Genomic DNA, 13,782 nt, shown 5'->3' with positions numbered 1-13,782 from the left:
AAGGACTGGTACCGTCATGCCAGTCCTTTTTTTGTGCTGTATTTCACAATCAGAAGTTCCACACTGATCTGATCACCGATCTGTCCGGTCTTCACCTGTTCTTCCGTACTCACACAGTCTTCTACTGCCTGACGAAGCTGCGCTCTGGTAAATCTTTTTGCCTGCGCCTGGTATTTTCCAAGAGCAAAGGGCGGAATGCCTGCTTTCTTTGCTATTTCCCCCCGGTCCAGTCCTTCCGCTGCCAGTCCTTTTAACTGCAGCAGCTGATGAAACTGTCTGGTAATAAGAAATAAGATTCGCATGGGCGGTTCTTTCATGGCCAGCAGGTCGCTGTAAAGATCCAGCGCCTTTCTCTGGTTCTGTTCCGTGATAGCCTGTACCATATCAAAAATCCGGTTTTCCGTCTGTTCCGTACAAACTGCTTCCACATCTTCTGTACGGATCACCGGGCGATTCATGGTGTAGCACAACAACTTCTCCAATTCTCTCTCAATATTCTGCATATCAGATCCGGTTCTTCCAAGGAAAGCCCGAAGGGTCTCCTCCGTAATCTGCTTTTCTTCTCTTTTTAGCATCCCCAGCACCCAGCGGGCCAATGTCTTTTCATCCTGCCGCTTGAACTCTACAATTCTTCCATGGGTTTTAATGGCCTTATAAAGTCTTCCTCTTTTGTCCACTTCTGCCTCGGTAAGAATAATACAGGTGCTCTCCGGAATCTCCGGCACATAATCTGCCAGTTCCGGGCAGGCATTCTTGGCAAATCCACTATCATCAATAAGAATCACCCTGCGTTCTGCGAAAAAAGGCATCGTCTCCGCCAGGTCAATTACCTCCCTCGGATTTACGTTTTTTCCCTCAAACACACTGCAATTCATGGTATCTTCCGGGTCAATCAGCGCCTCCCGCAGCCGCTTCCGGTACTGGTTCCGCAGATACACTTCTTCTCCTGTCAGCAGATAAATCTTTTTAAATTGTCTGTTCTTGATATCTTCCATTAACATTTTCATGTCTTCATTATACCCTACTGCCTGCCAAATTACAAACCTTAGCTTACTTCCAGGTCTTTACCCATACCTTCTTTCCATCTGTGCATACCCCTATAGCTCCCCGGTCTTTCGTGATAAGTATCCGGCTTCCCGTCTGTTTCAATCGTTCTAATGTTTCCTCTCCAGGATGTCCATATCGGTTGGTACTGCTGCAGGAAATAAAGCTCAATTCCGGCTGCACCTGTGAAAGAAAAGCTTCCGTAGAAGAGTGACGGGATCCATGGTGGGCTACTTTCAAGAGTTCCACCTGGCGAAGCATGCCGGATGCAGCCAGTTCTTTTTCTGTCTGGGCTCCAATGTCTCCGGTAAGCAGCATCTGGAATTTTCCGTATTCTGCCAGCAGCACCAAAGACTGCTCATTCCGGTCATCAGAGGTAAGACCTCTTTCCGGCCACAGACAGGTCAGGAGCAGTGTATCTGACTTCAGCACATCGCCCTTTCCCATATAGAGAATTTCTACTCCTGCCTCCTGAAGCGCCTGCTCCATATCCACATAAGCCTCATCCTTTTGTCCCACATCCGGCAATACCGCGTTCCTGATGGAAATTCCTCCCGGTTTTTGGCTATCCTTAAGAAGCTCTGCCACACCATTTATATGATCCTGATCCATATGGGAAATGAGAAGATAATCGATCGTTCCCTCTCCCTCGAACTTCAGAAAAGGCAGCAGCCGATAAGTTCCCACTGCCGACACATTTGTACTTCCTCCATCCGACAAAAATGTCGTTCCATTTGGGCTCCGGAAAAAGATGCCATCCCCCTGTCCCACATCCAGCATGGTAATCTCCAGTCCCGTATGTATCCGGACGCAAAGCAGTATGGCTGCCAAAAAAAGACTCCCACTGCAAAGCATTGCTTTTCTACGGTTCGGTATGTACTGGTCCGGTCTCTTACTGTACTTTTTCTTCTGCTTCTCCCGGTAAAGGAAAAAAACGCCTGCTGCCAGTACGAAATAATACACCCTCAATTTCCAGGCAGCCGGGCTTCCGGTCCGCAGGACGGCTGCCGGAAGATTCAGACATATATTTCCTGCCCATTCATATAGCATCAGAATCCATTGGCAGGGCAGGGCAAACAGGCCCGCCCCGGGAAGCCATAAAAGTCCCGTCACACCGCAGAGCAGGCCGCAGACCATAAGAATGCTCATAAGAGGAATTACCAGCAGATTTAGAAAGGTGGCATACAAGGGATATTCATAAAAAGAGGTAAGCAGCGCCGGAAAGGTCACTGCTGTTACTGACAGGCTGACACTGACCGATGACAGCAGTTTTCCCTGTTTGGGAAAATACAGCTTCCAGATGGGCGTAAGCACTCCGATGGCCAGCACTGCCCCAAAAGATAACCAAAAGGTACTTTGATGGCTGTTCAGAGGCATTGTCAAAAGGAACACAAGGGCTGACGCTCCCAGTGCAGTCAGCAGGTCATAAGTTCTTCCTATAAGCTCTGCTGTGATCATCAGTCCACACATAAACACAGCCCGAAAGGCTGATAGTGATGCCCCACTCATCCATCCGTAAGCTATGGTCAGAAGCACCACCGGAATACCCGATACCCAGGCATTTCCTGTCAACCTCCGTAATATCTGGTACAGTCCCATTCCCACAAGGGAAATATGAAGACCTGAGATTGCCAGCAGATGGGCAATGCCATTTCTCTGGTAAAGCTCTTTCATTTCTTTATCAAGGCTTCCTTTCTGCCCCAGTATCATGGCTTTCATCATGCCGCTCTCCTGCTCGTCAAAGGTCTTCTCATAGACATGTTCCATGCGCTCTCTAAGACAGGTTAGGCCTTCCCGAATTGGTGCAGAATGTACCTTCAAAATCTGCGCCTTCTCCGCATAAACGGTGCCGTCAACTCCCTGTCCTTCATAATATAAGCGGCTGTCAAACTGCCCCGGATTGGTTGGTGTTTCGATTGGATAAATGGTTCCCGAAAGGGAAAGATCCGCGCCCACCGGATATTCGGCTTCGTCGGTCAGATATACCAGAATGTGTGATGCTTCTATGGTATTCGTATCATTTTGGATCAGGCAGTCTGCCAGATCCAGCTGTAACTGTTCTTTTTTTCGCGTTCGCCGGATGACCCGCCCTGTTACCTGCCCTTTACATTTTTCCGTGATCTGCGGCTCCCGATAAAGGGAAACCGCAGGAATCAACTGCAAAAGCAGGAACATCAGAAGAGCTGCCCAGGCGATGGGACGTTTTCTCATTCTTCTATCAGCTCCTCATTTTTCTCAAAAATCGTATTAAAATTAATACTTTCCCGATAAACCCTGTTGGTCTCGCCATTAATGCTGATCTGCACTCTCCGTGCCTCTGTGTTGTCAATAATGGAATTGACAATGGAGTAAACAGGAATGCTCTCGGCAACATTATATCCAGTCTCCAGGAATCCTTCATCCAGGTTGACATAACAAATCTTGTCCTTGATGGAAATACTCACCAGCTTGGTCTCTGCGGGAATCACCGGATAGGCTCCCTCAAATGGCGGCCCTGCAATGAGTCGCTCCACAATGAGCTTTTCCAGAGAAATATTACTGTTATAATCCATGGCAACCCGCTGGGCTACCAGTTTATCTCCGGTCTCGTTGGTATAATAAAGAGTCAGATCCGCTGTCTTATAAGAATTTATTTCTTCTCCGGGATTCTCAATGAACTGATCTTCATTCATCATTCCTATATTCCGCCCATAGGTATCCATAAGCGGCTCCCCTTCAATCTTGAATTCTACATATTCTACATCGGGAAGCTGACAAAATGTCCGCACCAATGCTGCCCGGCAGAGTACTTCGCAGACTTTCTGCATATTCTGATACTCTGTGGAAAAATTCAGTGACAACTGCTGATTTTCCAGATCACAGCCTTCCACCCGGACATCCTCTGGAAGAACCGGTTTTAACTTTTCACTTTCCGGAGCTTCCCTGACCAGCTCCAAAAGCTCCCTGATCTGACCGTCTGTATTCGCAGCCTGCAGTTCCCGGTACTCATAATCCAGTTTGCTTTCATCCTGGTTTATATACCATATCTTATATCCACTTTCTTCTTCCTGGGTACGCTGTCTGCATCCGGTCAACCCCAGAATGCCCAGCAAAAGGAGAAAAACTCTCATCCATTTTTTCATGCTGTTTTCCTTCCTACACAATGTACCGAAGCGGAATCCGCACGGTAAATGTGGTTCCCTCATCCAGGGTACTCTGCACTTTGATGGCTCCGCGATGGGCAACAATCGCACTTTTGGTAATTGCCAGACCCAGACCGGTGCCTCCAATCTCCCTGGAATGGGATTTGTCTACCCGGTAAAACCGTTCAAAAATATAATCCAGAGATTCCTGTGGAATACCAATTCCGGAATCACTGACTTTTACATAAAAAAACTTGTGGTCTGCATCCAGGGTTACACGTACCCAGCCATTTTCACGGTTATACTTAATGGCATTTTCTACCAGATTGGTAAAAGCCAGTGACAGCTTGGTGGAATCAATCTCCGCTGTCACACTCCGGTTACTTTCAAACACCACTTCAATATCGGCCTTTTCTGCAATGGGACGGACCCGCTTCAGGATTTGTTCCAGAAAATCATTGATATCCGTAGACACCACATTTAATTCCGTGGTCTTCCGGTCCATCTTCACCAGTGTCAGCAGATCGGAGATGACAGAATTTTCACGGTCAATTTCATTAGCAATATCCTGCATAAACTCCTGGTAGAGTTCCACCGGTGTGCCCTCCTGCATGAGCAGGGAATCCGCTAACACCTTCATGGAAGTAAGGGGCGTCTTCAATTCATGGGACACATTGGCAACAAATTCCTGACGGGACTCCTCGATAAGCCGAAGCTTTGCCAGCATAATATTAAATGTATTGGAAATATTCTCCGTCTCCGTGCAGTCGTGAATATCCAGATCTCCGTCCAACGCACCTTCTGCCAGATCACCAATATACTGATTCATATGTTTCAGCGGCCGTACCAGCCAGTTTGCAAGAAGAATGGCAAGTGCCAGCGCAATCATACAGATCACAGATACCCAGATCTCCGCCGAATGTCTGAATCCGTCCAGTCTGACATGAATACTGTCCGTAGAAGCACTGGCAAGAATCACTCCGGTGATCTTCTTATCTACATCCGTTCCTGTCATAATGGGCACCGTCAGTTCAATAAAACGTCCGCTCACATAATGGCTGGTGGTGTCCCCTTTAAAGCACTTTACCACTTCTTCCGCCACAATAGTACGGTCTTCCTCCAGTCCATAGGTGTCTTTTACAATATTAAAATTATCATCAATGAGAATAATCCGGCCATCATACAGGGTTGCCACCTGCGCCAGGTCGTTTTCCAGTGCTTCATTACTATTGTTATTTAAATAGTCTGCACTGACCACCTGATTAGCCAGAATCTGACACTGGTTTTTCACATCATTGGCCAGCTGCGTCATGGACTGTTTTTCATAGGAAACCAAAAAGATTTCCGCCATAAAAACAGCTGACAGCACACTGAACAAAAACAGGAAAACCATAATTCTGAAATTCAGACTTCTGAAAAATTTACCTTTTGTCTTAAACATTAAAATAATATCCTACTCCCCATTTTGTATGTACATATTTGGGTTCGCTTGGATTTTTCTCAATCTTCTCGCGCAATCTACGGATATGCACATCTACGGTTCTGACATCACCAGGATAATCATACCCCCATACAGCATTCAGCAGATGATCCCGGCTGTATACTTTATTGGGATTCAAAGCCATCAGCTCGAGAAGGTCAAATTCTTTGGCCGTCAGGTTAATCTCCCGTCCCTCAATGGAAAGTCTGCGGCTGTCACAGTCCATATGGAGATCACCTTTGTCCACCACCTTCGGGTTTTCTTTCTCCGGAGTCTTCTTCCTGGTTCTGCGGATAATGGCCTTGATTCTTGCCTTTACTTCCAAAATATTAAAAGGCTTGGTAATGTAATCATCAGCACCGTACTCCAGACCCAGAATCTTATCCATATCGTCACCTTTAGCCGTAAGCATAATGACCGGAACTGCGGAAAATTCCCGGATCTGCTGGCAGACTTCAAAGCCGTCCAGTTTAGGCAGCATCACATCCAGTAAAATAATATCATATTCATTCGCCCGTATCTTCTCTACTGCTTCTTCTCCGTCATAGGCGCAGTCCACTTCCATGCCGTCCTGCTCCAGGCTGAAACGGATTCCTTTCACGATCAGCTTTTCATCATCCACCACTAATACTCTCTGTGCCATCTCTGTCTCCTCAACGAACTTTTATCTGGTCTTTGATCTTTGCATAAATACCTTCTTTGATGCCCGCAATCTGCATAATATCTTCCGGATTTTCAAAAGAACCATGCTCCTCCCGGAATGCAATAATCGCATTGGCCCGGCTCTCACCCACTCCTTTTAAGGTGGTCAGTTCCTCCACTCCTGCAGTGTTGATATTAATCCGGCCATCCGCGGAAACTGCCTCTGTCGCAGGCTTTGATTCCTCGGCCTCCGGAGTTTCAGATTCCGTCTGTGGATCTGCAGCTGCCTGCGATACAACTTCCGGCACAGTCTTCTCCTGCCCGGCAGTTTCCTCCTGGCAGACGAACACAAATTCTTCTCCCTTTCCGCGAAAACCGCAGAAAGAAACACTGCAGCCGGTCAGACAGCCGCAGAGTAAAACAAGCAGCCCCACCATTCCAGGGCGCATTTTATTTATGCATCTCATACGCTTCTCCCATCTGGAAAAAGCCTATTATGTCCTTTCTTTATTGTAGCGGACTTATCTCGGAAAAACAAGTACCATCTTCCTGCAGAAGCCTCAAAAAATGAATCGGGTTAACTCTCCCATTCAAAAACCACCACGCCTGCCACTGCAATGAGAAGACCGATGAGCTTACGAAGGGAAAAATCTGCCTTTTCCACGCCAAACATTCCAAGAAGTTCAATGACCCAGGAGACTGTCAGCTGCGCAATGACAATAAGCATGGTCGCTTTGGCCGGTCCCAATGCCGACATTCCCTGAATCACTGTATAAGTAATAAAAGCGCCGATCACACCGCCCAACAGCATATATTTAGGCGTCATCTGCACCGCTGCCAGAAGATTCTGCCGGTCAAAACAACTCCAGATGATAAGACAGGTCAGCAGTGCCGAGAACTGCACCCAGGAAGCTGACACCCAGACACTGCTTTGTCTGGTCACTTCTGTATTAAATACTCCCTGAATACTCATAAGCGCACCTGATAAAAGGGCAATAAAAAATCCAATCACAAGAACTACCTCCTTTTCTTTGAAAGTATATCCTCATGATTGGAATTTTATACTAATCCAGTCTGGTTGACAGAAGTTCCGAGAATGCCTGCATCTTTCCGGAAGCATCTTCCCCTCTCCAGATATCGGCAAGGGTCACCTCCAGATTCAGCCACATATCGGAAAGCTCCATAATCTTCGGCGTCTCCTGCGCCTCATCATAAGCCTCGCATACCGTCTGCCATGCAGGTGTGGGAGCTTCGGAGAGTTTTCGATAGGCTGGCAGCTTTCCTGCCATCTCATAAAGGGAACCTGCCGCATTTTCCGTCATATACGACGCAATCGCCTCTGCCGCACTCACATTGACAGAATAAGGATTGACCACAATCGAATTGGTCACAGACAATCCTCTTGCCTGCAGATCCGGCGTCAGATCCGGTAATGCTGCTGTTCCATAGAAATCACTGTCTACAGCCTTATCAATTTGGGCCAGCATAGGCACATTAACCACCGCATAGACCGTCTTTCCATCCACAAATTTCTGCATAATATCCTGGGAACTGATGGTATCCGCATCAATAGCAAAGAAACTGTTCAGGTTCTGATAGTAGGCCATACATTCACCAATTTTATCAAGATCCAGAGACACCTGGCTCTTATCATCCCCATCGTCTCCACCCAGGTTGGTGTATGCACCCATAAACATGAAGTTCTCCAGTACATCTGCCACGTTCCACTCAAAGATAGTCTCTACATCTGCTGTGGTATCATCCATCTCGAAATTCTCCGCATAGGTTAAAATATCATCGATGGTTTCAGGTATCTGATCGGTTACGTTTTTATTATACACAAGGAAACTTGTATCAATATAAAATGGTTTTGCAATGACTTTTCCACCATAGGTCACTGCATGGAGTGCTTTTTCCCCATAGGAATCTGCAAACCGGCTTCCATCCAGCGTAGTGGTCAGACCTGCCAGTGCTGCTTTTTCCAGAAGGGAACTGGATGTAATGTAGAGATCTGGTCCGGACATGGTTTCTGCAATGGATTTTTCACTGATATTTTCAATATAATCCACATCAGACACCAGTTCCGTCTGAATCTCCACTCCATAGGCAGCAGCAGCCTGGGCTGCCGTCTCTTCCATATAAGTCTGAATATCCGGATCCGTGTACCAGACAAGGATCGGTCTTGTCTCTTCAAGCTCTACCTGCGGCTTCTGATTCTGCTTACTGACATAGACAATCTCCGCGCCCAGCACCAGCACTGCCAGAATCACTAGGATTCCAAGAAACTTTTTTGGCATACCGTCCCCCTTCTAAAAACATTTCTCCAGTTTGGTAATCATTTCATCCACATCTGCTTCCGTGACAACCAGAGGCGGAACAAAACGCAGCACGTTACTGCCTGCAGTAATAATGATGAGTCCTTCCTCCAGTCCACGGTTTACGATCTCACCGATGGGTCTTCCTTCTACTTCCAGTCCCTGGATCAGGCCTTTTCCGCGGCGTTCTTTCAGAAAATCATACTTTTCCACCAGTGCATTTAATTTCTGCTCCAGATATCCACCGACCTTCTTCACATGGTCCACAATCTGTTCCTTCTCATAAAGGTCAAACACTTTGCTGACTGCCGCGCAGACAAAGGGATTTCCGCCGTAAGTGGTTCCATGGTCTCCCGGTGCAAGGGAAGCGTCTGCCACTTTTTTGCCAAGGACAAATGCGCCGACCGGAACACCGCATCCCAGTGCCTTTGCACAGGTCATGACATCCGGCTCCACACCGTACTCCTGCCATGCGAACATGTATCCGGTTCTTCCCATACCACACTGAATCTCATCAAGAATCAGGATCAGGTCTTTCTCCTCGCAGAGTGCTTTCACGCCTTTTAAGAACTCCTCCGTTGCCGGATAAATGCCGCCCTCACCCTGAACCGTCTCCAGAATGATCGCACAGGTCTTCTCATTGACCTGGCTTTTCACGCTCTCCAGATCATTGTAATCTGCAAAACGCACGCCGCCGATCAGCGGTTCAAAGGGTTTTCTGTATTTCTCATTTCCGGTTACAGACAGAGCGCCAAGGCTTCTTCCGTGGAAGGAATGATTCATGGCAACGATCTCATAGCGGTCCTCACCGTATTTTGCATAGGAATATTTTCTTGCCACTTTGAGCGCACCCTCAATGGCTTCGGTGCCGCTGTTGGTAAAAAATACTTTTTCCAGTCTGCTGGCTTTTTTTACCTTCTCTGCTGCTTCTGCCATAGGAACAGAATAGTAGAGATTGGAAATATGGGTCAATTTATCGATCTGGTCTTTCAGCGCCTGGGTATATTCCTTATTGTTATATCCCAGAGACTGAACTGCGATACCTGCTGCAAAGTCCAGATACTCTTTTCCATTTACATCATAAAGATGTACACCCTCTCCACGATCCAGTACGATCTGATACCGGTTATAAGTATGAAGAATGGCCTCTTCTGCTTCTTCAATATATGGATTACTCATGATAGAATTTTTCCTCCGTATCTCCCAAAATAGCAGTTCCCACACCACGGTCAGAGAAGATCTCCATCAGAATACTGTGAGGGATTCTTCCGTCGATAATGTGGACTCTGGATACACCTGCCTCGATGGCATCAATACAGTTGGACAGTTTCGGAAGCATACCGCCGCCGATGGTGCCGCCTGCAATCAGTTCTTTTGCTTCACTTACCTTGATCTCGGAGATCAGGGAACTCTTGTCATTGAAATCTCTGTACAGTCCTTCAATATCCGTCAGAAATGCCAGTTTATTTGCTCCTACCGCACGGGCTACCGCGCAGGCTGCGTCATCCGCATTGATATTGTAAGTGTTGAACTCATCATCCAGACCAACCGGACAGATAATCGGAAGAAAATCCTTCTCCATCATATCAAACAAAATCTGCGGGTCTACCTCGCTGATTTCACCCACATAACCAATATCCTTACCGTCAGAATATTTCTTCTTTACTTTCAAGAGTCCGCCGTCTTTTCCGCTGATACCGATGGCCTTCACACCTAAAGATTCTACCATACTGACCAGACTCTTATTCACACGGCCAAGTACCATCTCGGCAATCTCCATGGTCTCCTCGTCAGTCACACGAAGTCCATTGATGAATTCCGGCTCTTTTCCGACTTTTCCGACCCATTTACTGATCTCCTTGCCGCCGCCATGTACGATGATTGGCTTGAATCCAACCAGTTTCAGAAGGGTAACGTCACTGATCACACTCTTCTTCAGGTTCTCATCTACCATGGCGCTTCCGCCGTATTTGACAACAATTACTTTCCGGTTAAATTTCTGAATATAGGGAAGAGCTTCCACCAGGACGGCCGCTTTCTCCAGATATTTCTCATCATCTTTTCTCATGTTCTCTACTCCTCTTTTCACGTATCCGTTCTGTCAGGCTCTAGCTTCTATAGTCTGCATTGATGTTCACATACTCATGGGTCAGGTCACAGCCCCATGCAGTGGCTGTGCAGTCACCCATCTTCACATCAGCAATGGCTGTTACATGATCCTCTGAAAGAATCTTTGTTGCCACTTCCTCGCTGTATCCGGTAGATACGCCATTCTCAATGATCTTCAGCTTGCCGGCTTTGCTCTCAAAATAGAGATCTACTTTCTCCGGGTCAAACTGGGCACCGGAATATCCCATAGCGCAGAGAATTCTTCCCCAGTTCGCATCATGTCCATAGATAGCTGCTTTGGTCAGGGTAGACATGACAACGGATTTGCTTAAGGTCACCGCCTGTTCCTTGCTCTCTGCACCGACCACTTTTACTTCAAAGAGACAGGTTGCGCCCTCGCCGTCTCCGGCAATCTTCTTGGAAAGTTCTGTATTTACATAGTTGAGGGCTTTCTTAAACTCTGCATATTCTGGACTGTTCTCCTCATCGATAACCGGGTTTTCTGCCATACCATTGGCCAGCAGAAGCACCGTATCATTGGTGGAAGTGTCTCCATCCACGGAAATCATATTGAAGGTATCTTTGATATCATCAGAAAGGGCTTTCTGCAGCAGTTCTTTGGTGATAGCTGCATCGGTAGTGATAAATCCAAGCATGGTACACATATTCGGATGGATCATGCCGGAACCTTTACACATACCTCCGATAGTGACCGTCTTACCGCCAATCTCAATCTGCGCGCCCACATATTTCGGCTTCGTATCAGTGGTCATGATGGCTTTGGCTGCCTCCAGACCTTCCTTTTCGCTGCCGTCCTTTGCAGCTGCCAATTTCTCCACCCCTGCTGCAATACGGTCCATGGGAAGCTGCATGCCGATAACTCCGGTAGATGCTACCAGTACGGAATCCTCCGGTACGTCCAGTGCTTTGGCTGCTGCCTCTGCAGTCTCTTTACAATAACCATAACCTTCTGCTCCGGTGCAGGCATTGGCGATACCGGAATTAATGATGACCGCCTGTGCTGCCGGTGAATGGTATACGACCTCCTGATCCCATTTTACCGGGGCTGCCTTTACCACATTGGTCGTGAAGGTTCCGGCTGCCACACAGGGAACTTCGCTGTAAACCAGCGCCATATCTTTCCGGTTTTTGTATTTGATCTGTGCTTCCACAGATGCCGCTTCAAATCCTTTTGCTGCGGTAACTCCGCCTGTAATGATCTTCATGGTTTCTTCAATCCTCCTCGATAAATGCGGTAATGTTTGCTTCATTTAATGTAAAATCATAATAGTTCAGGTCTTCTCGCTCCGTCCAGCCGATCTTATTCCAGAATGCATTTCCAATATCGTTTTTCGTAAATGCGATCAGGGTGACTTTATTGATCTCTTCCTTCCGAAGTGCTTCCATGCAGGCAACTACCATGGCCTTTCCCACGCCATGGCGGCGATAGCCTTTTCTCACGCATACATGATAAAGACACCCCCGTCTTCCGTCATGTCCACAGAGAATGGCACCAATCAGGGTATCCCCGTCCCAGGCAGTCATGCTAGTGGTAGGATTTCTCTTCAGAAAGCGGGCAACTCCTTCTCTGGAATCGTCGATGCTTCGGATGCCGAAGCCCTTGATCGTCATCCACAGTTCATATAATTTGTCGTAATCTTCCGCTTTCATTACCCGGATTTCCATTGTATTTTCCTGCCTTTTCTATATTTACGGAAAGACCGGAGCCATGCGAAGGCCTTCCGCTTCCTCAAATCCAAACATGAGGTTCATATTCTGTACTGCCTGTCCAGCTGCACCTTTTACCAGATTGTCCATAGCGCCCATCATAATGATACGCTTGGTTCTCGGATCAATCTTGAAGTTCACATCTACAAAGTTGCTGCCTTCCACCCAGCGGGTCTGCGGGCAGACATCCTTATTTAATACACGGACGAAGAACTCGTCGTTGTAGTATTTATCATAAACTGCCTTTACCTCTTCATAGGTAACGTCTTTTTTCAGAGATGCATAGGCGGTTACCAGAATACCTCTCTGCATGGGTACCAGATGCGGTGTAAAGTTGATGAGCACCGGCTCACCTGCCGCATACCCTAACTGCTCCTCGATCTCCGGTGTGTGGCGGTGTCCTGCCACGCCGTAGGCCTTGATGTTTTCATTGACCTCACAGAACAGATTGTCCACCTTGGCACCTCTTCCTGCTCCGGAAGTTCCAGATTTCGCATCAATGATAATGGTGTTCGGATCAATGAGTCCCTCTTTCACACAGGGATAAACAGAAAGGAAACTACAAGTCGGATAGCATCCCGGATTGGCTACTAGTCTTGCTTTCTTCACTTTTTCCCGGTTCACCTCACACAGTCCGTAGACTGCCTCTTCAATATACTGGGGAGCTTTGTGCTCGATCCCATACCATTTTTCATAGACAGATACATCTTTAATACGGAAGTCCGCACTTAAATCAATGATCTTTACTTTCTTTAAAATCTCTTCATTTACCAGGGATGCACACAGCCCCTGGGGTGTTGCTGTGAAGATCACATCCACCTGATCTGCCATTGCTTCCATATTATCGTCCAGACATTTTGCATCTACCAGCTGGAACATATTCTGATATACGGATGCGTAGGCCTGATCCACATAGCTTCTGGATCCGTACCATTTGATCTCTACATCCTTATGACCAAGTAAAAGGCGTACCAGTTCACCGCCTGCATATCCGGTTGCTCCGATGATTCCTACTCTGACCATATTCTCATTCTCCCCGTTGTTCATATAAAATAAATGTGTTGCGAATTTACAATAGATGTATTGTAACCCCGTTTTATCTGCTTTGCAAGTCCTTTTCTGATTTTTTCTGCATTTTTATTCATTATATATGTATATTTTGAACTTTATATGCATATATATCAAGTTTATGCACATAATTCCTGTTTTTATGTATAAAATTTCGCTTGCAGTTTTCAATAGGATGTTGTATATTGTAACTATTCAGAGCCATGCTGCAGAAGCGGTTTTGCGAATGTGGCTCTACACAAAAACATGATTTTACAATACGAGGAGGATTTAT

13 protein-coding genes are annotated in these 13,782 nt (G+C 46.8%); all 13 read right to left on the bottom strand.

The window, feature by feature from the left end:
• Window positions 1–14: 14 nt before the first annotated feature.
• The 13 genes from holA to argC all read right to left on the bottom strand — a co-directional run bounded on the left by holA (window position 15) and on the right by argC (window position 13,463).
• Window positions 15–1,007, bottom strand: coding sequence for a DNA polymerase III subunit delta (gene holA / locus ACZMB2_RS03885; RefSeq protein WP_487595604.1), 993 nt, complete (start codon window positions 1,005–1,007; stop codon window positions 15–17).
• A gap of 43 nt (window positions 1,008–1,050) precedes the next feature.
• The gene (locus ACZMB2_RS03880) at window positions 1,051–3,255 is read right to left on the bottom strand and encodes a DNA internalization-related competence protein ComEC/Rec2 (RefSeq protein WP_487595603.1); all 2,205 of its coding nucleotides are present in this window, start codon (window positions 3,253–3,255) and stop codon (window positions 1,051–1,053) included.
• Window positions 3,252–4,166, bottom strand: a complete 915-nt coding sequence (locus tag ACZMB2_RS03875) for a GerMN domain-containing protein (RefSeq protein WP_487595602.1) — start codon at window positions 4,164–4,166, stop codon at window positions 3,252–3,254. The genes ACZMB2_RS03880 and ACZMB2_RS03875 overlap by 4 nt, the downstream gene beginning before the upstream one ends.
• Window positions 4,167–4,179: 13 nt before the next feature.
• Window positions 4,180–5,517 (bottom strand): HAMP domain-containing sensor histidine kinase, encoded by a 1,338-nt coding sequence (locus ACZMB2_RS03870; RefSeq protein ID WP_487595601.1) that lies wholly within the window; start codon window positions 5,515–5,517, stop codon window positions 4,180–4,182.
• Between the two features lie 82 nt (window positions 5,518–5,599).
• Entirely contained in the window at window positions 5,600–6,289 is a 690-nt protein-coding gene (locus ACZMB2_RS03865) for a response regulator transcription factor (protein ID WP_487595600.1), read from the bottom strand.
• A gap of 10 nt (window positions 6,290–6,299) precedes the next feature.
• A complete protein-coding gene (locus ACZMB2_RS03860; protein WP_487595599.1) occupies window positions 6,300–6,755 on the bottom strand; it encodes a ComEA family DNA-binding protein in 456 nt (151 codons plus the stop codon).
• Window positions 6,756–6,865: 110 nt separating this feature from the next.
• Window positions 6,866–7,297 (bottom strand): DMT family transporter, encoded by a 432-nt coding sequence (locus ACZMB2_RS03855; protein WP_487595626.1) that lies wholly within the window; start codon window positions 7,295–7,297, stop codon window positions 6,866–6,868.
• A 55-nt stretch (window positions 7,298–7,352) separates the two neighbouring features.
• Window positions 7,353–8,585: a sugar ABC transporter substrate-binding protein gene (locus tag ACZMB2_RS03850; RefSeq protein ID WP_487595598.1), complete on the bottom strand. Its 1,233-nt coding sequence runs from the start codon at window positions 8,583–8,585 to the stop codon at window positions 7,353–7,355.
• A 12-nt stretch (window positions 8,586–8,597) separates the two neighbouring features.
• Complete coding sequence (locus ACZMB2_RS03845) at window positions 8,598–9,782, bottom strand: aspartate aminotransferase family protein (RefSeq protein ID WP_487595597.1); 1,185 nt, start codon at window positions 9,780–9,782, stop codon at window positions 8,598–8,600.
• On the bottom strand, window positions 9,775–10,671 hold the full coding sequence (argB, locus tag ACZMB2_RS03840) for an acetylglutamate kinase (protein ID WP_118768881.1): 897 nt from the start codon (window positions 10,669–10,671) through the stop codon (window positions 9,775–9,777). The genes ACZMB2_RS03845 and argB overlap by 8 nt, the downstream gene beginning before the upstream one ends.
• Window positions 10,672–10,711: 40 nt before the next feature.
• Window positions 10,712–11,938, bottom strand: coding sequence for a bifunctional glutamate N-acetyltransferase/amino-acid acetyltransferase ArgJ (gene argJ / locus ACZMB2_RS03835; RefSeq protein ID WP_487595596.1), 1,227 nt, complete (start codon window positions 11,936–11,938; stop codon window positions 10,712–10,714).
• A gap of 7 nt (window positions 11,939–11,945) precedes the next feature.
• Window positions 11,946–12,398, bottom strand: coding sequence for a GNAT family N-acetyltransferase (locus ACZMB2_RS03830; RefSeq protein ID WP_487595595.1), 453 nt, complete (start codon window positions 12,396–12,398; stop codon window positions 11,946–11,948).
• 24 nt (window positions 12,399–12,422) lie between these two features.
• Window positions 12,423–13,463 carry an N-acetyl-gamma-glutamyl-phosphate reductase gene (gene argC, locus ACZMB2_RS03825; RefSeq protein ID WP_118768878.1) on the bottom strand — a complete coding sequence of 347 codons (1,041 nt, stop codon included), beginning with the start codon at window positions 13,461–13,463 and terminating at the stop codon, window positions 12,423–12,425.
• Window positions 13,464–13,782 lie beyond the last annotated feature (319 nt).

The organism is Hominiventricola sp. (genome assembly GCF_057604405.1).
The sequence above is the reverse complement of the archived record's forward strand: the minus strand, read 5'-3'. Positions and strand labels throughout refer to the sequence as shown.